This is a genomic window from Caballeronia sp. AZ1_KS37 (assembly GCF_023631165.1).
In the GTDB taxonomy this organism is placed as follows: domain Bacteria; phylum Pseudomonadota; class Gammaproteobacteria; order Burkholderiales; family Burkholderiaceae; genus Caballeronia; species Caballeronia zhejiangensis.
In genome coordinates this window covers 54,482-74,728 of sequence record NZ_JALQDP010000024.1, presented here as the reverse complement: position 1 = coordinate 74,728, position 20,247 = coordinate 54,482, and the positions used below count along the sequence as shown (strand labels likewise).

General features: G+C 64.4%; 19 protein-coding genes. 1 reads left to right on the top strand and 18 read right to left on the bottom strand.

Features of this window, described 5'->3' with window-relative positions:
* Nucleotides 1–7: 7 nt before the first annotated feature.
* The 17 genes from NCS00_RS13605 to pxpB all read right to left on the bottom strand — a co-directional run bounded on the left by NCS00_RS13605 (nucleotide 8) and on the right by pxpB (nucleotide 18,920).
* Entirely contained in the window at nucleotides 8–805 is a 798-nt protein-coding gene (locus NCS00_RS13605) for a heparin lyase I family protein (RefSeq protein ID WP_250440282.1), read from the bottom strand.
* Nucleotides 805–1,554 carry a WecB/TagA/CpsF family glycosyltransferase gene (locus NCS00_RS13600; RefSeq protein WP_175979628.1) on the bottom strand — a complete coding sequence of 250 codons (750 nt, stop codon included), beginning with the start codon at nucleotides 1,552–1,554 and terminating at the stop codon, nucleotides 805–807. The genes NCS00_RS13605 and NCS00_RS13600 overlap by 1 nt, the downstream gene beginning before the upstream one ends.
* 37 nt (nucleotides 1,555–1,591) lie before the next feature.
* A complete protein-coding gene (locus NCS00_RS13595; protein ID WP_250440281.1) occupies nucleotides 1,592–2,671 on the bottom strand; it encodes a glycosyltransferase family 4 protein in 1,080 nt (359 codons plus the stop codon).
* 79 nt (nucleotides 2,672–2,750) lie between these two features.
* Nucleotides 2,751–4,028 (bottom strand): VpsF family polysaccharide biosynthesis protein, encoded by a 1,278-nt coding sequence (locus NCS00_RS13590; protein WP_250440280.1) that lies wholly within the window; start codon nucleotides 4,026–4,028, stop codon nucleotides 2,751–2,753.
* 2 nt (nucleotides 4,029–4,030) lie between these two features.
* A complete protein-coding gene (locus NCS00_RS13585; protein WP_250440279.1) occupies nucleotides 4,031–5,158 on the bottom strand; it encodes a glycosyltransferase in 1,128 nt (375 codons plus the stop codon).
* Entirely contained in the window at nucleotides 5,155–6,582 is a 1,428-nt protein-coding gene (locus NCS00_RS13580) for a lipopolysaccharide biosynthesis protein (RefSeq protein ID WP_250440278.1), read from the bottom strand. Before NCS00_RS13580 ends, NCS00_RS13585 begins: the two co-directional genes overlap by 4 nt.
* Entirely contained in the window at nucleotides 6,575–7,819 is a 1,245-nt protein-coding gene (wecC, locus tag NCS00_RS13575) for a UDP-N-acetyl-D-mannosamine dehydrogenase (RefSeq protein WP_175979623.1), read from the bottom strand. The genes NCS00_RS13580 and wecC overlap by 8 nt, the downstream gene beginning before the upstream one ends.
* A gap of 36 nt (nucleotides 7,820–7,855) precedes the next feature.
* Complete coding sequence (wecB, locus tag NCS00_RS13570) at nucleotides 7,856–9,001, bottom strand: non-hydrolyzing UDP-N-acetylglucosamine 2-epimerase (RefSeq protein ID WP_208456978.1); 1,146 nt, start codon at nucleotides 8,999–9,001, stop codon at nucleotides 7,856–7,858.
* A gap of 35 nt (nucleotides 9,002–9,036) precedes the next feature.
* Nucleotides 9,037–11,253 carry a polysaccharide biosynthesis tyrosine autokinase gene (locus NCS00_RS13565; protein ID WP_250440277.1) on the bottom strand — a complete coding sequence of 739 codons (2,217 nt, stop codon included), beginning with the start codon at nucleotides 11,251–11,253 and terminating at the stop codon, nucleotides 9,037–9,039.
* The gene (locus NCS00_RS13560) at nucleotides 11,250–11,687 is read right to left on the bottom strand and encodes a low molecular weight protein-tyrosine-phosphatase (RefSeq protein ID WP_250440276.1); all 438 of its coding nucleotides are present in this window, start codon (nucleotides 11,685–11,687) and stop codon (nucleotides 11,250–11,252) included. The genes NCS00_RS13565 and NCS00_RS13560 overlap by 4 nt, the downstream gene beginning before the upstream one ends.
* The gene (locus NCS00_RS13555) at nucleotides 11,684–12,832 is read right to left on the bottom strand and encodes a polysaccharide biosynthesis/export family protein (protein WP_250440274.1); all 1,149 of its coding nucleotides are present in this window, start codon (nucleotides 12,830–12,832) and stop codon (nucleotides 11,684–11,686) included. The genes NCS00_RS13560 and NCS00_RS13555 overlap by 4 nt, the downstream gene beginning before the upstream one ends.
* A gap of 16 nt (nucleotides 12,833–12,848) precedes the next feature.
* The gene (locus NCS00_RS13550; protein WP_502801579.1) at nucleotides 12,849–14,123 is read right to left on the bottom strand and encodes an undecaprenyl-phosphate glucose phosphotransferase; all 1,275 of its coding nucleotides are present in this window, start codon (nucleotides 14,121–14,123) and stop codon (nucleotides 12,849–12,851) included.
* A gap of 501 nt (nucleotides 14,124–14,624) precedes the next feature.
* Complete coding sequence (locus NCS00_RS13545; RefSeq protein ID WP_175979618.1) at nucleotides 14,625–15,581, bottom strand: DUF979 domain-containing protein; 957 nt, start codon at nucleotides 15,579–15,581, stop codon at nucleotides 14,625–14,627.
* Nucleotides 15,578–16,297 carry a DUF969 domain-containing protein gene (locus tag NCS00_RS13540; protein WP_008352624.1) on the bottom strand — a complete coding sequence of 240 codons (720 nt, stop codon included), beginning with the start codon at nucleotides 16,295–16,297 and terminating at the stop codon, nucleotides 15,578–15,580. Before NCS00_RS13540 ends, NCS00_RS13545 begins: the two co-directional genes overlap by 4 nt.
* Nucleotides 16,298–16,407: 110 nt before the next feature.
* Nucleotides 16,408–17,157 carry a 5-oxoprolinase subunit PxpA gene (pxpA, locus tag NCS00_RS13535; protein WP_008352625.1) on the bottom strand — a complete coding sequence of 250 codons (750 nt, stop codon included), beginning with the start codon at nucleotides 17,155–17,157 and terminating at the stop codon, nucleotides 16,408–16,410.
* A gap of 72 nt (nucleotides 17,158–17,229) precedes the next feature.
* A complete protein-coding gene (locus NCS00_RS13530) occupies nucleotides 17,230–18,270 on the bottom strand; it encodes a 5-oxoprolinase subunit C family protein (RefSeq protein ID WP_008352628.1) in 1,041 nt (346 codons plus the stop codon).
* Nucleotides 18,267–18,920, bottom strand: a complete 654-nt coding sequence (gene pxpB / locus NCS00_RS13525) for a 5-oxoprolinase subunit PxpB (protein ID WP_008352630.1) — start codon at nucleotides 18,918–18,920, stop codon at nucleotides 18,267–18,269. The genes NCS00_RS13530 and pxpB overlap by 4 nt, the downstream gene beginning before the upstream one ends.
* Nucleotides 18,921–19,102: 182 nt before the next feature.
* Here pxpB and NCS00_RS13520 point away from each other — a divergent pair, with 182 nt between their 5' ends.
* On the top strand, nucleotides 19,103–19,615 hold the full coding sequence (locus NCS00_RS13520) for a winged helix DNA-binding protein (protein WP_008352632.1): 513 nt from the start codon (nucleotides 19,103–19,105) through the stop codon (nucleotides 19,613–19,615).
* Here the strand turns inward: NCS00_RS13520 and NCS00_RS13515 are convergent.
* Complete coding sequence (locus NCS00_RS13515) at nucleotides 19,612–20,241, bottom strand: 5-formyltetrahydrofolate cyclo-ligase (protein ID WP_250440273.1); 630 nt, start codon at nucleotides 20,239–20,241, stop codon at nucleotides 19,612–19,614. The genes NCS00_RS13520 and NCS00_RS13515 overlap by 4 nt on opposite strands.
* Between the last annotated feature and the right edge of the window lie 6 nt (nucleotides 20,242–20,247).

The following is a 20,247-nucleotide window of genomic DNA, read 5'->3' as shown; positions in this document are numbered from 1 at the left end:
GTCGACGTTATCGGCGCGGCGCGACCGGTGACGGCGCCGATTCCCGTGCGAGAATGTCGACGTTGCCGTAGTACATCGAGCGCTCGGTCACGTCGGACGGTCGCGTCATCCACCACCATTTGTAAATGCCGAGCTTGAGATACGCGTTCCGGTCGCCCGGATACGCATTCGCGCAAGTCTCGCACCGAGCGACGCGCGTTCCGTTCATATAGAGATCGGTTCGCGGATGAAGGCCCGTATCGTCCGGACGGTATCGCAGCAACCAGTCGACGACTTTTCCCCTGTCGCCCGAAGGCGCGCCGAAATCGATCGCATTGACGGGCTTCCCGGGGCCGCCACGGATCTCGAGCCGGTATCGCCCGCCGGCCAGTATCAGCGAGACGGGCGGGGAACCTGCGGAGGCGCCCTGATGCAACTGGAAGGTGATTTCCGGTTGCCGTGAATCGAGCCGATAGTCCGCGGGGATGACCGTGGACCACCGGATCTCGTATTCCTTGCCGATCGCGAAACGCGCGATGCGCTCGAAGCCGATTTCGGCACGCGGCGATCCGTTCGCGACGCGCGAGAAGTCGTCGGCACGGCTCATCGACAACTTCAGGGCGACGCCGCCAGCGACGGGCATCGCGACGGTGTCGAGCGATTCGGGCCTCGGCGTGTGGATCGTCAGGCGCGGATCGACGCCTTTGCTCCACTGGCTCCGATAAACCAGCGCATAAGGGCGATCGCTATCGCTATCCGCGAGCACCGAGCACGCGGACAGCAGCATCGCGAAAACGGCGGCGAGCAAGACCGGCTTACTTGACATCAGGTTCTGCGGCGCGTCATCGAAGCGAGCGAAGCCCGCGCAAGCATCAACGCGAATTTGTTGTTCGTCACGAAGTAGCGGCGCCACATGCGGCGCGGCTCCTGAAAGACCCGGAACAGCCATTCGAGCCCGCAGCGCTGCATCCAGACCGGCGCGCGCCGCACTTTCCCCGCGACGACATCGAACGTGCCGCCGACGCCCATCACGAAGTCGACGCCGAGTTGTTCACGCCATCGGTTGATGAAATTCTCCTTTCTCGGCGACGTGATCGCGACGAACAACAGCCGCGCCCCGGACTGACGTATCTCATCGACGACGCGCTTTTCGTCGTCCCAGAAATAGCCGTGATGACGGCCTGCGATTCGCAATCCGGGATATCGGGCCGTGACCACGCTGGCCGTGCGATCGACCACGTCTTGCGTCGCGCCGAGAAGGAACACTGGCAACGCGCGCTCGGCGGCCATTTCCAGCAAACGCCCGAACAGGTCGACGCCCGCCACGCGCTCGCGTACCGGGAAGCCTAGCAGCCGCGCGCCCCATACGACGCCCATGCCGTCGATATTGACGATGTCGCAGGCGCGCACCGACTCCGCAAGCGCTTCGTCCGTCTGCATGTGAACGAGCTTTGCGACATTCACGACGACGTGCTGCGTGAATACCCGCTGCTCGACGCGTGCGCGAATCCAGTCGACGGTTTCGTCCATGGTGGCGACGTCCATCGGGCATGAAAAGATTTCGATACGGTTCATGTTTGAGAGAAGTAGTGCGAGGACACGTTCGGTCGTATCAGTGCAAGGCCTTGTCGTAAGCGCTCACCAGGCATTCGACCGTGCGTTCGATGGTGAAACGGTCGAGAAAGCGTTGTCTCGCTGCGGCAGCCAACTGCGTGCGCAGCGCCGGCGACGTGATCAGCTTGGCGAGTGCATCGCAGAGTTGATCGGCGGCATCGGGCGACACCAGCAATCCATCGCGCCCGTGAACGATGGCGTCCGTGACGCCGGGAATGTTCGTGGAAACGATCGTCGCGCCGTACGCCATCGCTTCGACGATGGCCACCGGAAAACCTTCACTGCGCGACGGCAAGACGAAGATGTCGGCATTCGCGAGCAACTGCGCCTTTTGTTCGCCCGTCGCCCATCCGAGGTGCTCCACTTCCATCGAAAGATTTCGATGTTCGACGTCCGTCAGGAACGCTTGGAGGTCGCCGCTGCCAGCGACAAGCAGCCGATACGGATGGCCGAGCCGTTTCAGCCGTTCCGCGGCTTCGAGCAGCACCTTGATGCCTTTGGCTTCCACGAGCCTGCCGAGGAACAGAATGGTTGGCGGCTGCGAGCCGGACCTGCCGAACGCCACGTCCGACGCGGGATCCGAAATGCCGTTGTAGATGAGCTGACGCTTCTCCGGATGGCAGAGCCGGTCGCGATCCAGCCACGCTTCCATGTCACGCGACAGGCAGATCACCTGAGCAGCGCGCTTCCACATAAGACGGACCGCCTTGCGGCACAGCGCGGGAAGCGTTTCGATGTACTGCGCCATCGCGCCGTTATGCAGATGCAAGATGTACTTTTGGCGCAAGCCGATGCACGTCATGGCGAGGAGCCACTTTCTGAGCAGCGAGCCACGGACCGACGTGTGAATATGGACGATGTCGATATTCCGCGAGACCGCTCCGCTCACGACTTTCCACCACGCGCGCGCAAACTGCCGGATGCGTCGCAGCCCACCGCGGGCGCCGCATGTCGCCGCGAAGCTCAGCGTGTAGCCCTGCGATTCGAACAGCTCGCTGCGTTGCGCATATCCGCCGATCACGGAAGCGATACCGCCCTGCGCCGACATATCCGGGCCGACGTGAAGCACCTTTTGCACGGCGCGACCATGCGCGCCGGCAGACCTCGAAACACTCATCCTCACTACCTTGCAGTTCAAATCGTTGACGCGAGCGCTTTCATCGGTCGCGGACATCCTCGGTGGACGAAGCGGGCAAACCGCCTTCGAAAGCTTCGCGAGCGCGCGGCGGCTTCTGCCGGCGCCGGTCCATCTCGCGGCCGGCGGCCCAGGCGAATACGGCGCAGAGATACAGCGCGGGCGTTTTCGTTGCGAGCGAGTTGTTGGTCATCGCCGTCATGAAGAAGGCGACGAACATTACGGACAACCGACGACGGGTCCGGGCGTCCCGGTCATGTGCGATCCTGCGCAAACAGATCCAGATACAGGCGAGCAGCAGTAACGTGCATCCCAGGCCGAACATGAGCACGTACGCGACCAGAAAGTTCTCGATCACGCCGATATCCGCCCGATCCATCATGCGCGACACCGCGTCCGGGTCCGTTCCGGCGAGGACGCTTCTCCAGTCGAGGTAGTTCAGGATTTCCACGGACTGCAAACGGACGCCCGAACTGCTGTCGTAGGCGCCGACATTGGCAATCCGGTCGCCGAGCATGCCCGACGCCAGCATCCAGCCGACGAGGCCAATGGCGAAGGGCGCGCCGAGCGACACCAGCGCCATCCGGCCGACGGACCTCAGCCCGAAGCGAATGGACATCAGCGCATTCAAGGTCAGATAGACCATGAGCGCGCCCCGCGCGCCGAACGCCGATAGCGCCGCAGTCGTCAGTACGAACACCAGAATCGAAATCGCGGACGTGCCGCTCAGTTGCAACGCGACGGCGACTGTGACCAGGATCAGCGCGTTATTCAGCGGATGGCCGTGCAGGGCAGTCGCACGAAAATAGCTGCCGTACCATGTGTCGATTGGAATGAACTGCGTCTGCGTGACGACCTCGAAAATCGCCATCGCGCTTTCGAGGATCACGAATGCGAGACCCAGCCGCAAGGTGCGCCGCACCGTGCGTTGATCCATGAACGGCGCGACCGCCGCTATCCAGAACATGGCAAGGATCGTGTCGACGGCGAAACCCAGCGCCTGCGCGCCCGTGACGATCGCTTTCAGAATGAGGACGGCTATCGTGAAGACCGAGCACGCAATCGGTGTCCGGAAACTTCGGCAAGACCACGCCGACGGTCCCGCCGTGCGCCTGAGCACAAGCACGAGCACCGCGCCGACGGTGAACCAGACGTAAGGGTGGACCTTCAATCCACCCGCGCCCTCGTTGCCCGAATAGTTGAGGCCGAGCAGATTCAGGCCGGCTCCGCTGAGGAACAGCGCCAGCGACACGGCCGCGAGAAACATGAACGAAACGACGTTCGAGACGGACAGCCTCACGACTACGCTCCGGCTCCCTGAGTGGCCTTGTCATCGTGGGCCTGCAAACCGAGTTGCTCCAGATAGCGATCTCCGATTGCTTGAAGGGAGAACGCTCCGGCTCGCGCGATCAGCGCCGGCTTGTCGACGTCGCCGGTCAAAGACTCGATGATGGCCGCTGCCAGTGCTTTCTCGTCGTCCACGGGCACGAGGCGTCCGTACTTTCCGCCGTCGAGGATCTCGTCCGGCCCGTGTTCGCAACGCGTGGACACGACCGGCAGTCCGAATGACAAAGCCTCGACGATCACATTGCCGAACCCTTCGCGCTTCGAGGAGCACACGAAAAGATCCGCGTTGCGATAGAGCTCCGCGACATCGCCGGCGAATCCGGGAAGACTGACGCTATCGGACAAACCCAGTTCACGGACCAGCGCCTCCAGACGAGCGCGGTCCTTGCCCTCTCCGGCGATGACGAGCGTGGCGTCGCCGCGCGTCTTCAGCACGGATGCGAACGCGCGAATCAGAACGTCGAAGCCTTTTTGCGCGCCCAGCCGCCCCACAGCGAGCACGGCGGCTCCACGCGGCTTCGCGTTCGCGACGGCGCCCGGTATGAAGCACGGGTTATGAATGACGACCACCTTGTCCGGCGCCCGGCCTTTGAGGCTGCGCCGGAGATCCTGTGCGACGCCTGTCGAGACCGCCACGATGGAATCGCTCGCCTGATAGAGCCATCGCGCGATCGCCCACTTGATTTTTGCCTTCGCGCTGGTCCTGTGCAGAGACCCGTACACCGAATCGGACGGAGCGAAGACGGAGTGCTCGCTGATCACCAGGCGCGTCCGGCTTGCGCCGAACAGTCTGGCCGATACGGAAATCAGGTTGGCATAGGGCAGAAACGACAGCACGGCCTCCGGACGTCTCGTCCTGATCAACGCACGCAGTTCGAGCACGCGCGCGAGATGCCCGGTCTTGCTCGCGACGACGACTTCGACGCCGGGCGGCAACTGATAAGCGGTTCCTTCCGTGTGAACGAAGAAAAACGGCCGGAAACCCTTCGAGACGAAGTGCTTCGCAATTTCGACGGCGACGCGCTCGGCGCCTCCGCCATGCAAGCAGGGAATATGAAACAGAACCTCGCGCTTGCCATTCATAGCTTGCCCCTCAGTGCTTCCCGAATGGAGCCCACGTTCGCGCCAACGCACATGCCGCCGAAGAGCGAAAGCGCGACGATCGCGGAAAGGCACTCCGTCCATATGCCGGCATGGCCCGCGCGATTCAGCACGTCGTTCGATAGCTCGCCAGCCGCCAGAGCCGCCGCAGCGAACGCAGACAGGAGGATCGCACCGGACACCACGCGCCCCAGATCCACGATGCCCCGCGCGAATGCGGCGCTGATGAGCAGCGCGACGACGTTCACCGCGAGAAGGCCGCGCACCATGCCGCCGCATCCGGCCATGCGCGCGCCGAAATATGTTGCGGCTACCGCGAGCGTCATCGTCAGAAGGTTGATGCTCATCAGCGCCTTGGTCCGCGCGTGCAGGTGATACGCCTGGTCGAAGAAATGCGCCCTGAACGCGGCAATCGTCGCGATCGCCAGCAGCGGCAGCACCAGTGGCAGCGCCGCGTTTCCGATCGACGGTCCCAGCATCAGCGGGAGCGCGACGTCACGCAGCACCATAACAACGATGGACACCGCGAACACGCAGGCCAGCATCAGCAGGCCCAGCCGGGCATGAAACGCGCGGTGCCCGGCTGCGGACCGCGACGCCTTCTCGCGCAAGAGCCACGGATAACACGGCGTCACGATCAGCAGGCAGGCGGCCGAGATGGCGTTGGTGATGAGCCCGCTGGCGGCGGCGTAGATACCGACGACGGCCGGTTGCTCGAACATCGCCAGAATGGGACGGTCGAGGCGCGTCATCGCCGTCGTGGCGATGAACACGGGTATGAGCGGCAATCCGTAATGCAGCATGGCGCGCAACTGATCCACGCTGAAGCGCGCGTGACGCATGACCGCAACCCTGTCGAAGCCGCAGAGAATCGCCTGCAGCACGAAGACGGCGGCGGTCCCATACAGGGTCAAGGTCATGGAATGCGTCAGCGACCACGCGATCAGTCCCGCGAGCGTCGCGCCGACGGTGAGCAGGAACGACGCGAATGCGTATCGCAACACGGCGCTGCCCGCCCGCGCGATTTCCTGCGTGTAAAGCGCCGCGCTTTTCGCCAGCGCGAGCACGCCGACGGCGAGCCACACCTGGCGGCTGCCGGCCTCGAACGCGAGCGCCAGAGCGATGGCGCCCAGCGCGACGAGTGCGATCGCCAGCCAGACGAGGTGACTCGTCCGCAGGTACGCATCGGCGTCGTCCTTCCGGGCCGAGGCCGTCCAGAAGCGCACGAAGGCCAGCCTGTGCCACTGAAAAACGACGGCCTGAAACGCCTCGACGAGCGCCAGATAGACCGCGAGCTGGCCATAGACCTGCGGGCCGAGCACGCGTGCGTAGGCCATCAGCGATACCACGCCTCCGGTCACGGATACGGCATAGCCCGCGGTAAGGCCAAGGCCGCGCCTAGCCACGAGCGAGCACTCCACGTGTATCGATCAGCACCTTCGACAGCATCCGGTTGCCGTCCATCGACGTGAACTCGCGGTGATCGACCAGCAGCACGATGATGTCCGCCGCGTTGATCGCGTCGGCCATGCTCATCAGTTCGATCTTGCCGCGCAGCGGCTGCGGCAATGCCGAAATGTTCGGTTCCACGGCGACGATTCCGCCGATGCGCGCATCCGCGAGCATGGCTACGATTTCCAGCGCCGGACTCTCCCGCAAATCGTCGATGTTCGCCTTGAAGGCGAGTCCCAAACACGCGATCACCGGCTCCTTGAACCGCGCGGCCGCGCGTTTGACGCGCTCGACCACCCAGTGCGGCTTCGAATCGTTCACGGCGCGCGCCGTGCGAATCAGGCGTGCTTCCTCGGGCGCCGAATCCACGATGAACCACGGATCCACCGCGATGCAATGCCCGCCGACGCCCGGCCCCGGCTGCAGGATATTCACGCGCGGATGCCGGTTCGCGAGCCGGATCAGTTCCCACACATTGATATCGAGGCGGTCGCAGATCAGCGACAGTTCATTCGCGAACGCAATGCCCACGTCGCGCGACGCGTTCTCGGTCAGCTTGCACATCTCGGCGGTGCGCGCGTCGGTGATGACGCACTCGCCCGTGACGAAGGTTTGATAGAGCGCGCGCGCCGCTTCGCTGCAGCGCCGCGTCATGCCGCCGATGATGCGGTCGTTCTCCACCAGTTCACGAATCACATGTCCCGGCAACACACGCTCCGGACAATGCGCGATGCGAATGTCCGACGCCTCGCCGTTCTCCTGCGGAAAGCTCAGATCGGGCCGCATTTCTGCGAGCCATTTCGCCATCTGTTCCGTCGCGCCGACAGGCGATGTCGATTCCAGCACGACCAGGTTGCCTTTCTTCAGAACCGGCGCGATGGCGCGGCTCGCCGCTTCGATATAGGACAGGTCGGGCTTGTAGCCGTCGGTGAAAGGAGTCGGCACCGCCACCAGAAACGCATCCGCCGGTTCGGGCGACGTCACCGCACGCAAATGCCCCTGCGTCACCGCGGCGTGCACCAGCATGTCGAGTTCCGGCTCGACGATATGAATCTCGCCGCGATTGATGGTATCGACGGCATGCTGATTCACATCGACGCCGATGACTTGCTTGCGGCGCGCGGCGAACGCGGCCGCCGTAGGCAAACCGATATAGCCGAGACCGATGACGGAGATTGTCTGGAATTCCATGACTGTGCTTCTTCTATCTTCTATTGCGAGAGGTGATCAGGCGGCCAGAGCCGGGCGAAGCTCGAACGCCTGCAAGACGGCGGCGATGCGATCGCATGCGCGGCCGTCGCCATAAGGATTCGCGCCACGGCTCATCGCCGCGTACGCACGCGCGTCGTGCAGCAGGTGCATGACGTTGTCGACGATGTCGGCGGTATCGGTGCCCACGAGCTTCACCACGCCGGCGTCGACCGCTTCCTGACGCTCGGTGGTATCGCGCATCACGAGCACCGGCTTGTGCAGCGAGGGCGCTTCCTCCTGAATGCCGCCGGAATCGGTGAGGATCAGGTCGGCGCGATCCATCAGCCGCACGAACGGCAGATAGTCGAGCGGCTCGATGAGATGCACGTTGCCGATGCCCGTCAGCAGACGGTTGACGGGTTCGCGCACGTTCGGATTCAGATGCACCGGATACACGATGTCGGCATCCGGCGACGCATGCGCGATCTGCGCGAGCGCCGTGCAGATGCGCTCGAATCCGCCGCCGAAGCTCTCGCGGCGATGTCCCGTCACCAGCACGAGCCGGCGTCCGGACGCGAAGGAAGGCAGGGCGTCATCGGCGCGCGCGCGAAGGGTGCCATCGCTCGCGAGACGTTCGCGAACCTGCAGCAACGCATCGATGACCGTGTTGCCGGTCACGACGATGGTTTCGTCGCGCACGCCTTCCGCGAGCAGGTTATTCCGCGCGCGTCCGGTCGGCGCGAAATGCAGCGCGGCCAGTGCGCCGGTCAGCTTGCGATTCGCCTCTTCCGGCCATGGCGACGCGAGATTGCCGGTCCGCAGCCCCGCCTCGACGTGCGCGACCGGAATGCGCTGATAGAACGCGGCGAGCGTCGCGGCCATCGTCGTCGTGGTGTCGCCGTGCACGAGGACCATGTCCGGCCGATACGCGGCGAGCACGTCGCGCATCCCGGCGAGAATCGCGGCGGTGACGTCGTAAAGATCCTGACCGCGCTTCATGACGTTGAGATCGAAGTCGGGGCGGATGTCGAACAGCGCGAGCACCTGATCCAGCATCTCGCGATGCTGACCGGTCACGCACACGCGGCATTCGAAGCCGGATTCGAGCGCCATCCGCTTGACGAGCGGCGCCATCTTGATCGCTTCGGGACGCGTGCCGAAGGTGAAGAGCAGTTTTTTCAATCTTGACCTTGAGGAATGCAAAGAGTCCGATGGCTTCATGACTTCGGGCTTCCATACTGGGAGAAGGCCCCGTAGGACATCCCGCGGGACGGCGTGTCGGTAAGCAGTGCCCCGTCGACCGACACACCCGCGCTCGTGAGCTGACGCATGGCCTGGCCCAGCTCGGCGGCGGTATGGCAGCCGTGCCGGACAACGAGGAGAGTGGCATCGGCGTGGCGGCCGATCAGGCCGGCATCGGTGACGGCAAGCACCGGCGGCGAGTCGATGATCACGAAGTCATAGAGCGTCCGCAGCTCTTCGAACAGTTGCTCGAAGCGCCCGCTCAACAGCAGTTCCGATGGCAAATCGGGCGTGCCGCCACCCGTGATGACATCGAGCCCCGGCAGCACGCCCCTGCGAATCACGCTTTGCAGACTGGCGCCGCCGATCAATTCCGCGAGGCCCGATGCGCGGGCCAGACCCAGAACACCTTGCAGATCGCCGCGCCGCATGTCGGCATCGAGGAGCAGCACGCGTTCTCCGCCCGCAGCGAGCACGCTCGCGAAATTGACCGAGATGAACGATTTGCCGATGCCGGGGCGCGCGCCAGTGAACATCACGATCTTGTTGCGCTTCCTTAGAACGCCGAACTGCAGCGCCGTGCGCAAGCTGCGCAGACCTTCGATGGCGATGTCGTTCGGCGACGCGCTTGCGAGCACCCGAGGCTTCGCCGGATCGCGTTCGCGCGATGCGTCGAGCGACGCCTGGCGGTCGGAGTGGGAGATGAGCGCATAGACAGGCAGATCGATCGCCGCTTCGACCTCCGCCGGCGTTTCGAGTCCGCGACTGAGCATCCGCCGTCCGAGCGCGAGGCCGCATCCGGCGAGAAGTCCGAGCACGAGCGAGAGCGCGAGCGTGAGCGCCTTTTTGGGCGCGACGGCCTTCTCCGGCACGACCGCGTAGTCGACGGTGCGGACGTTGCCGAGTTGGCCCGCCCTGAGCACGCGTAACTGCTGCGTGCTGTTGAGCAGACTGGTGTACAGGTCGTTGCTGACCCGCACATCGCGCAGAAGACGCACGGCGTCCTGTTGCACCGACGGCAGCTCGCCGATCTGCCGCTCGTAGGTATCCGATTGCCGCCGCAATTCGGCGATGCGTGCGTCGACCGCCGTCACCGATGGATGCAGCGCCGTGTAACGCTGAACCAGGTCGACGCGCTGCTGCTGAAGCTCGATGATCTTCGTCTTGTTTTCGACGACGGTTTGAAGCAGCAGCTTGCTTTGCTCTTCCAGATCGACGGCACCGTGCTGCGCGCGAAATTCGTTGTAGCGTGCTTCGGCCTGGTCGAGATCGGCGCGCAATTGCGGCAACTGATCGCCCAGAAACGCGAGCATCTGCTGCGCCTGTGCCGATTTCCGGTCGACGTTTCGTTGCACGTAGAGCGTCGCGATCGTGTTGACCGTCTGCGTGATGCTTTCGGCATCGGCGCCGTCGAGCGTCATTCCGACGATTCCGGACTGCTTCGTCTTTTCCGCGATCTTGAGGCCCTGCTGCAGATCGGCGATGGTCCGCTGCGTCGACAGGCGCGTCACGTCGAAGCGCGTGCCGGGCCGCGCGCGCAGCGATGTCACGGTGAGTTCGACACTGTCGTTGCCCGTTCGCGCGGACGCCGGCTGGCCAGCCGTTCCGCGCAGGATGGTGGCGCCGTCGGCCGATTGCAGTTCGTAGCGCCCCGCGTCGCCCGCGATCAGCGCGAAGGGCTTCCCGTGCCAGCGCGCCGGCACGTCGAATTTCGACACGGCGATGCGCTCGCCGCCCCACGCATAACCGCCCAGGCCGGGCGGCGCGCCGTTGAGGCCGTCGCCGGCCAGGAAACGGACGAACGGCTTGCCGACGAGCGGCGCATAACGCGGCTTCGCATCGATATCGAGGTGCAGACGCGCGACCGCGTCGCCGATCACCGCGCGCGAGCGCATCAGTTCGATTTCCGCATCGGTGCTGGCCTTGTTCTGGAACAACGCCGCGAGATCGCCGAGCTTGTCGTTGAGCGAGCCCGTACCGCTGTCGTCATCGACCTGGATCAGCGCGTCGGCGCGATAGGTCGGCGTGGCGAGGAATGCGTACAGCGAACCGATCAGAAACGTGCACGCCGTCGCGGCCGCGATGAGCCCGCGGCTCTCGCGCAGGACGCCGAGAATCTCGAACAGGCGGATTTCGTCGTCGCCTGTCGTGTCGGAATAGGTCTGTGATGGTTTGACTTGAATGTCTTTCATCGTTGCACCGCCAATGCGCGGCTCCATTGCGAGACGCCCGCGCGGATCTGCGCGAAAGCCAGGTCGAACACCGCGCGATGGCGCTTGTAGGGATCGGCCACGTCCGCGCCCGTTTCGTCGCAAAGGCGGAAGACCTTGCCGCGAGTGAATGGCCAGGTCGTCTCGATCCAGCGGCGCTGTTCCTGGGTCATCGTGAGAATCAGATCGGCTTCGCGGACGAGAGCGCCGTCGAGCTGTCTCGCGACGTGCGAGTCGAGCGGGATGCCGTGCGCATCGGCCATGTCGGCGATGGCCGGATCGGCTGGATGCCCGGCGAGCGCGCGCGTTCCCGCCGAAACGACCGGCAGGTGCGGCAACTCGCGCGCGAGCATCGCCGCCGCGAGCGGACTGCGGCAGATATTCCCCTCGCACACCATCAGCACGGAGCGGATCATTTCGCGAGCACTCCCGCCGTGAGGCCGGCGTTGACCAGCGGCATCAGCAAACTGATCACGCGGTTGAAGCGCACGAGGCCGCTGCCGTCCACATAGACGATGTCCTTAGGCTGCAGCTCGAATTCGTTCGCCACGAGCATCGACACGGGCGAACGGCTGTCGAGGTGAAACACTTGCGGTGCGTCGTCGTCCGGGCGGATCACGAACATCTGCGCGGTGTCCGCCGTGTTCGGATTGATGCTGCCCGCCTGCGCGAGCGCATCGGCGAGCGACATGCGGCCGTCGCGGCGCGGTGCGGCGCGGCCGGGCCTGCTTACTTCGCCCATCACATAGACGACGTTGTCGTCGCGCGATGCGACGCGCAGCAGGTCGCCGGACTTCAGATACAGCGTCGACGGGTTGAGCCCTTGCGCGAGCAGTTGCGGCACGTCGATCCGGTGCGAGGCGCCGCCGCGCACCAGCACGACATCGCTCTGATCGGCGTTGTCGCTGAAGCCGCCGGCGCGCGCGATCGCGTCGTAGAAGCTGAGCGGCACATCGGTCAGCGCAAGCGCGCCGGGGTTATGGACCTGGCCGTCGACAAAGACCTGGCGCGAGCGATACGAAGCCATTCGCACGGTGACTTGCGGCTTGACGAGATACGTCGAAAGCGCGCTGGTCAGCCTTTGCTGGATTTCATCGGTGCGCAGCCCGGCGACCGCCAGCGACCCTGCATACGGGAAGCGCAAGTTGCCCTGCTGATCGACGACGAAACCGGGCGCGGGGTCGCTTGCCTTCGCGCTCGTCTGGCTCTGTACGGAGCCGAGCGCTGCGGCAAATTCCGGATGATCCCAGACGACGATCTGCAGCACGTCGCCCGGGCCGACCGTGTACGTTCCCGGCGTGCCGAAAAGCTGCTTCGCCTGCTGATCCTGACGCGTCTTGCGTTGCGCGGCGTAGCGCTTCACGAGCGCGAGATCGAGCTCCGTAACGGCGATCGCGGGCGTCGCCGCGGTGGCTTCGACCTGCGATCCGGCTTCGTTCATGTGAAAGCCGGGCGCGAACGCGCACGCGCTCAGCGCGCACGTCAGCGCGATCGTCAGCGTCGTTGGTAGAAACGAAGCGCGCCCGGTCGCCGGGCGAACGCGTTCGGTTGATTGCTTCATGGATAAGGCCTGCGCATCAATACGCATTGCGATGAACGAAACCCCGCACGATGGTCGCGAGGACGATGCGCATATCGAGCGCGAACGACCAGTTGCCGAGGTAATAGAGATCGTGTTCGATGCGCTGCTGCATCTTGTCGACCGAATCGGTTTCGCCGCGAAATCCGTTGATCTGCGCCCAGCCGGTGATGCCCGGCTTGATGCGATACCGATGGATGTAGTCGTCGACGATGTCCTGATAGAGATCGTCATGCTCGATCGCATGCGGACGCGGCCCCACGACCGACATCTCGCCGCGCAGCACGTTGAAAAATTGCGGCAGCTCGTCGAGGCTCGTGCGACGCAGAAACGCGCCGACGCGCGTGACGCGCGGATCGCCGCGCGTGGCCTGGACGACGCCGTCGTCTGCCGCGTGCAGGTGCATCGTGCGGAACTTGTAGATCTCGAACGGCTGCCCGCTCGCGCCGCGGCGTCGCTGCTTGAACAGCACCGGTCCCGGCGACGAGAGCTTGACGGCGAGCGCGATCGCGATCAGCAGCGGCAAGGTTCCGAGAATCGCGCACGTGGCGAACACGCGATCGAAGATCGTCTTGATGGCGGGCGTATCACCGTTGAGCGGCGAGGCGACGAGATTGATCGCGAGCAGGCCGTTGCCATCGGCCGTGCTGCTTTGGAAGCGCGACAGGCTGGTCACATCCGGAATGAACCGGATATTCACCAGTTCGTTGCGGAACGCATGGAGCACGCGGCGCAGCGATTTCTCATCGGTGAGCGGCAGGGCTAGCCACAGTTCGTCGATCCGCCGCGTACGCACATGCGACATAAAGGCGTCGAGATCGAAAAAGCGCGGCACGCCGTTCAGCGGAGGCGCTGTTGGCGCCCCCGTCTCGAATTGCGCTTCGATGCGGTAGATTGGCTTGCGGATGGCATCGAGGCTGCGCACGAGGAAGGCGCAATGATCGCGGCACCCCGCGACAGCCACCGAATAGATTGGCGCCCCACGCGAACCGGCGATCCTGAGTACAAAGATTCCGAGCGCGGTCATCACGCCCAGACCTGCGAATGCACCGAGCGAGGGCTGGTAGTCCGGATGCATCAGCTTCACCGTGCCGATGGCGAGCGCTTCGCAGAACACCCAGCCGAGCGCCGACAGAAGCGCGCCTACGCGGGGCGCGGCACGAGACGTTCCACGCACGTCCATTGCGCACCACGCGAAAATGATCGCGAGTGCGACGACGGTGCTCCGATACGCTGCGAATGAGCTTCCCTCGGTCTGCTTATGGACGGTTATTGCGCAGACTACGACGAAGACGCTTTCGACAAGTCGCAGCGGTAAATCACGGCCGGAAGGTGCGTTATTTAGTTGGAAATAGCTCGGCAATCGCATGGCGGACAAAGGCGGAATACCGGCTCGCCTGTCGATCGTGAATGGCGAATATATGGAGAACCAGATTCATGAGTGAAACAGTCTCCATTAGCCATTACACGGCAGATATAAGCATCGTCCTAATTACCCATATTTGAAATATGGATGCGATTTTTCAAAGTTTAATGATTGACGCATGCCTCTTCGGGCAATTCATAAACGTGATCCACCCTCGGAAGGCGATGATCCATTGCCTCAAAACGCAGGCGGTTGGAGGCTCACAGCCGGAGCCGGGTATTGCAAAATAAAAAAAGCGCACTCAGGGTGTTTCCTGAATGCGCTCGTTAAACCGATTATCGAATTTTATTGATTGACGAACGTCGCTCGAATATTCGCGCACTCGAGATGCGCCATAAAAATATTCGCTCAAATAAACATCAGCCAGTTCAACAAGAATATATTCGCGACTAGCAACGTCACCGCCGTCGGCACCTGCACCTTGATGACCGCGTTCTTGTCGGGCAACTCCAGCAGCGCCGCAGGCACGATGTTGAAGTTCGCGGCCATCGGCGTCATCAGCGTGCCGCAGTAGCCGGAGAACATGCCGATCGCGGCCATCGTCGCGGGATTGCCGTGGAATACGCCGACGAGAATCGGTACGCCGACGCCGCCCGTCATGACCGGAAACGCGGCGAAGCCGTTGCCCATGACCATCGTGAAAAGCGCCATGCCGAGGACATACACCGCCACCGCGACGAGCCGGTAATCCATGTTGACGTAAGCCGTCGTCACATGCGCGACCGCCTTGCCTACGCCCGCATCCGAGAACACGAGGCCGAGCATGCCGAGCATCTGCGGCAGCACGGCAGCCCACGACAGCGCATCGATGAGACGGCGCGTTTCGCGCATCGACTGGCCGACCGTGTCGCGCGTCATCACGCAGGCAATGGCCAGCGCGATCACGCAGCCGATGCCGAAGCCGATCAGCGTCACGTTCTTCAGCTCGATCAGCGGCACGCCGCCGAACACGAGGTATTTCGCGCCGAGCGTGAGGATCACGGTGACGACGGGAATCGTCAGCGCGGGCACGAAGAGCTTGTTGCCGAGCCGCGCGGCGCTCCGGCGGCGCGTGTCTTCGGAAAGCATCTTCGGCTTCGCGCCGGTGACGCCGCCGAAACCCGCGATCAGCGCCATCGCCACGACGAGCACGCCGACGACCGTCACCGGAAGCCAGTCGCCGACGAGAAAGATCAACGCGTAGATCAGCCAGAATCCGCCAGCGGTCAGACGCCGCGGATGCGATTTGTCCGTGAGGATCATCCCGCCGACGACCAGCAGAATGATGCCGACGAGATAGAACAGATAGTTGATCGTGAGCGTCATGCTTTTTCTCCCGCGACGTTGCGCGTGAGCGCGTCGAGTTCGCGCGCGAGCCTGCGGTCCAGGAGCCACAGACGGAAACCGTGAATCAGGAACGCGCAGATTGCCGTCGGAATGCCCCACACGGCGACGTGCATCGGCTCCACGACGATGCCCGCTTCCTTCAGGAACGTGACCATCAGCACGATCGCGCCGAACGCCACGAAAATGTCCTCGCCGAAGAACAGGCCGACGTTGTCGGTCGCCGCCGAGTACGCGCGCAGCTTGAAGCGCGTCGCATCCGAGAGCTTGCCGTAGCGCGCTTCGGTGGCGCCTTCGGCCATCGGCGCGAGCAGCGGGCGCACCATCTGCGGATGGCCGCCGAGTCCCGTCAGGCCGACCGCCGCCGTGAGTTCACGCACGAACAGATAGACGATCAGCAGACGCCCGGCTGTCGCGGCCTTGATGCTCGAAATCCACATTTGCGCGCGCTCGCGCAGGCCGTGCCGTTCGAGCAAACCGATCACCGCCAGCGGCAACAGGATGATGAGCGGAATGTTGCGCGTCTTGAGAAAGCCGGTGCCGATCGCGGTCAGGATTTTCTCGATGGGAAAATGCGCCGCGAAGCCGGTGATGATCGCCGCGGCCGCGACGATCAGCATCGGATTGAAGCGCAGCACGAAGCCCGCGATGATGACGGCCACACCGATGAGCGGCCATAGATTGACAGGGGTTGCCATGAGTTCTCCAAACAATATTGACGTCACGCCTCGTACCGGGCGCGTGGATTCACTGCTTCCTTGCTAAAACGCCCCGGCGTTGCGGGGCGTTCGAACCTGCGTTGACGGCGTCAGGCGTCGGCGTGCGCGGCGCGGACTTCGATGCCCGCATCCGCCAGCGCGCCGCGAATGCGCCGCGCGAATTCGAGCGCGTGCGCGCCGTCGCCGTGCAGGCAGATCGTCTGCGCGTTGAGCGGCACCCATTCGCCGGACACGGCCTGCACCCGCTGATCGCGCACCATCGCGAGCGTGCGGTCGAGCACGACGTTTTCGTCATCGAGCAGCGCGCCCGGCTCCTTGCGCGGCACGAGCGAGCCGTCCGCGCGATAACCGCGATCGGCGAACACTTCTTCGATGGCGATCAAGCCCGCGCGCCGCGCCGCTTCGATGAACCCGCTGTTCGCGAGACCGAAGACGAGCAGCGACGGATCGAAATCGTGCACGGCGGAGACGATGGCATCGGCGATTTCCGCGCTTCTCGCCGCCTGGTTGTACAGCGCACCGTGCGGCTTGACGTGCGCGATGCGTCCGCCTTCGGCCTGCGCGATCGCCGAAAGCGCGCCGAGCTGATACAGCACGCCCGCGTAAATTTCCTCCGGCGGCAGGTCCATTTCCTTGCGGCCGAAGTTCTCGGGATCGTTGAAGCTCGGATGCGCGCCGATGGCGACGCCTTTCTCGACGGCCCAGCGCACGCAATCGCGCATCGCCGTGGCGCCGCCCGCATGCCAGCCGCACGCGATGTTCGCGGAACTCACGAGATCGAGCAGCGCCTCATCGGTGCCGCAACCTTCGCCGAGATCGGCATTGAGATCGATTTCCATGATGTTTTCGCACTCGTTCCGTTGGATGTTGGATGTATGCGCCGCGTCGTTCGCGCGGCTTTCGCCCCGCTGCTAAGAGCCGGCGCGCGCGATGCGTTCCTCGTGCATCGCGATCGCCGTTTCCACCTGGCTTACGTATTGCCGTTCGTCGGCGAGCGCGTGACGCGCCTCTTCCGCCGACGTCTCGATAAAGCGCACGCCGCCGTTCAACCTCACCTGCGCGAGCTTCCACAAATCAGCCTTGATGACCGCGCCGATCTTCGGATAGCCGCCCGTGGTCTGCGCGTCGCCCATCAGGATGATCGGCTGGCCGTTCGGCGGCACCTGGATCGTGCCGGGCAACACCGCGTGCGACAGCAGCTCGATCTTTTCGCGCCGCTCCAGCGCCGTGCCCGCGAGGCGAAAGCCCATGCGATTGCTGTTCGGCGTGATCGTCCATTCCTCGTTCCAGAAAACCTGTTGCGCGGCGTCGCTGAAACTCGCGTATTCCGGGCCGCGCAGCACGCGAATCGGGGCGGCCCACGCGAGGCTCGGCGAATGGCGTCCGCGGCGCACGGGTTCGTCGACGAGCACGAACTTGCACCACGCGGGCGCTTTCACGCCGAACGCGGGTTCTTCCGGCGAAAACGCGATGCCCTTGTGCGGCTGCGGCACGCCGACCGGCAGGCGATCGCCGTCGCGCAGCGCGCGTCCGCCGAGGCCGCCGAAGCACGCGCCGAGATCGGTCGAGCGCGAGCCGAGCATCGGCAGAACGTCGATGCCGCCTGCGATCGCCACATAACAACGCATGCCGCGCTTCGCCGCGCGCAGCGTCAGCTCCTGGCCCGCGCGCACCGGCAGGCTCCACCACGAATACACCGGTTCGTCGTCGAGCGTCGCGCCGAAATCGGTTCCAGTGATGGCAATGCGCGTCGCATGCTTGAAGCGCAGCACGGTCGGCCCGAACGTGATCTCGATGCCCGCCGCATCCGCCTTGTTACCGACGATGCGATTGCCGATTTCCAGCGACAGCGCGTCGAGCGCGCCACCGGAACTCACGCCGAGATGCCGGTAGCCGCGCCGGCCGAGATCCTGGACGGAAGTGAGCACGCCCGCGCGAATCACGTCGATCATGCGCGTACCTCCAGCGCCTTGAAGCGCACGCGGTCGCCGGGCTGCATGAGCGTCGGCGGATTTCTGGCCGGATCGAAGAGCTTCAGCTCGGTGCGCCCGAGCAATTGCCAGCCGCCCGGCGACGCCGCCGGATAGATGCCCGTCTGCGCCCCGCCGATGCCGACCGATCCCGCCGGCACTTCGAGACGCGGTTCGGCGCGGCGCGGCATCGCGAGCGCGGGATCGAGCCCGCCGAGATACGCGAAGCCCGGCTGGAAGCCGAGGAAGAACACGACGTACTCGGTTTGCGTATGACGCTTCACCACGTCATCGACGGACAAGCCCGTGTGCTGCGCGAGCGCGGCGAGATCGGGGCCGTCGGCGCCGCCGTAGCGCACCGGAATCTCGATTTCGGCGCTGTCCATGTCGGGCGTCTCGGCCGCGTCCCAGCCGCTTTCGAGTTGCGCGGCGAGCGTTTCGTAGTCCGCTTCGAGCGGATCGAACACGATCGTCAGATTGTTCATGCCCGGCACCACTTCGACGACGTGCGGCATCAGGCGCGCGTGCTCCGCCAGCGCCCAGATGCGGCGCTGGCAGTCGAGCGTGGCGGGCGGCGCGGCTTCGCATACGAGCGCGGAGTCGCCCAGCGAATGAATACGTGGTCTTGTCATGCCTCAATTTGCCTTTGCGATGCGCGAAGTTCGTCGATTCGATGAACGCCGCACCGTCGCAGAATGTTACATTGTCAATAAATTATCAAGAAATTATCAATACAGGTTTTCGCCGAGGCGCGCCGTCGCTCGCAAAATCGACGTTGCGCTACACTCCAACGCACTTCAATTCGGTCACCGCCATGCCGCGCCATCCCACCAAGATCGTTTCGTCCGAGCATCTCGTCTCCGAAGCCAGCGCGGAATTGTCGGAGTTCGAGTACGGCCTCATCATGGCGGGCAACGCGTTCAATCGCTGGATGGTGCGCTGCATGTCCGCGGCGGGCGCGAAGGACATGACGGCGGTGGAAGTGTCGCTGCTGCACCACGTGAGCCATCGCGACCGCAAGAAGAAGCTCGCCGACATCTGCTTCGTGCTGAACATCGAGGACACGCACGTTGCCACGTATGCGCTGAAAAAACTCGTCGCTCGCGGCTATGTGCAGAGCGAGAAATCCGGTAAGGAAGTGTTCTTTTCCGCGACGCCGGCGGGCCGCGAGCTGTGCGGCAAGTATCGCGAAGTGCGCGAAGCCTGCCTGATCGAGACGCTGCGCGAAAGCGGCCTCACCAACGAGCAGATCGGCGAGGCCGCGCAACTGATGCGCAACGCCTCCGGCCTTTACGATACGGCCGCGCGCGCGGCGGCCTCGCTCTAATAGACAGCGGATTCGGTGACGATCGCGTCGAGCGGCATGTCGTGCGTCTCGCGCGGCAAGGTCGCGCACAGACCCGATTCGTACGCGACGCCGATCGTCATCGGCCGCGCGCCGTTCGGCCACGCGGCGAGCGTGCGGTCGTAATAGCCGCCGCCGTAGCCCAGCCGATACCGGTCCGCATCGAAACCGACGCACGGAATCAGCAGCAGTTCGGGCACCACGGCTTTCTCTTCAGCGGGCACCGGAATACGGTAGCGGCCTTCTTTCATCGGCGAGTCGGCGCGCCAGGCGTGGAAGACCATCGGCGCGTGCGGTTTCACGACGACCGGCAGCGCGGCGCTGCGCGTGGCGTCGGCGGCGAGCCAGCGCGTGAGCGCGTCGCGCGCGTCGAATTCGCCCGCGACCGGCCAGTAGAACCCGACGCTGCGCGCTTCGTGCCGCGCGAGCACTTCCTGAAGACGGATCGCGAGCGCCTCGTTTCGTGCGTCCTGGCCGGCTTGCTCCTGTTGCGCCTCGCGCTTCGCGAGAAGGGTCGCGCGCAAGGCGCTTTTCGGCTCACGCTTGGGTTCGTCGCAAACGTTGCGTGCTATGCTTTCCTCCGATCTCAGGACCCGGTTCAAGACCATTCGCGC

Coding starts and splice junctions, on each gene's coding strand:
- NCS00_RS13515 (WP_250440273.1), bottom strand. CDS start 20,241: ATGGTCTTGAACCGGGTCCTGAGATCGGAGGAAAGCATAGCACGCAAC.
- NCS00_RS13545 (WP_175979618.1), bottom strand. CDS start 15,581: ATGACGCTCACGATCAACTATCTGTTCTATCTCGTCGGCATCATTCTG.
- NCS00_RS13520 (WP_008352632.1), top strand. CDS start 19,103: ATGCCGCGCCATCCCACCAAGATCGTTTCGTCCGAGCATCTCGTCTCC.
- NCS00_RS13540 (WP_008352624.1), bottom strand. CDS start 16,297: ATGGCAACCCCTGTCAATCTATGGCCGCTCATCGGTGTGGCCGTCATC.
- pxpA (WP_008352625.1), bottom strand. CDS start 17,157: ATGGAAATCGATCTCAATGCCGATCTCGGCGAAGGTTGCGGCACCGAT.
- NCS00_RS13565 (WP_250440277.1), bottom strand. CDS start 11,253: ATGAAAGACATTCAAGTCAAACCATCACAGACCTATTCCGACACGACA.
- NCS00_RS13555 (WP_250440274.1), bottom strand. CDS start 12,832: ATGAAGCAATCAACCGAACGCGTTCGCCCGGCGACCGGGCGCGCTTCG.
- NCS00_RS13605 (WP_250440282.1), bottom strand. CDS start 805: ATGTCAAGTAAGCCGGTCTTGCTCGCCGCCGTTTTCGCGATGCTGCTG.
- pxpB (WP_008352630.1), bottom strand. CDS start 18,920: ATGACAAGACCACGTATTCATTCGCTGGGCGACTCCGCGCTCGTATGC.
- NCS00_RS13530 (WP_008352628.1), bottom strand. CDS start 18,270: ATGATCGACGTGATTCGCGCGGGCGTGCTCACTTCCGTCCAGGATCTC.
- NCS00_RS13600 (WP_175979628.1), bottom strand. CDS start 1,554: ATGAACCGTATCGAAATCTTTTCATGCCCGATGGACGTCGCCACCATG.
- NCS00_RS13585 (WP_250440279.1), bottom strand. CDS start 5,158: ATGAATGGCAAGCGCGAGGTTCTGTTTCATATTCCCTGCTTGCATGGC.
- wecC (WP_175979623.1), bottom strand. CDS start 7,819: ATGGAATTCCAGACAATCTCCGTCATCGGTCTCGGCTATATCGGTTTG.
- NCS00_RS13560 (WP_250440276.1), bottom strand. CDS start 11,687: ATGATCCGCTCCGTGCTGATGGTGTGCGAGGGGAATATCTGCCGCAGT.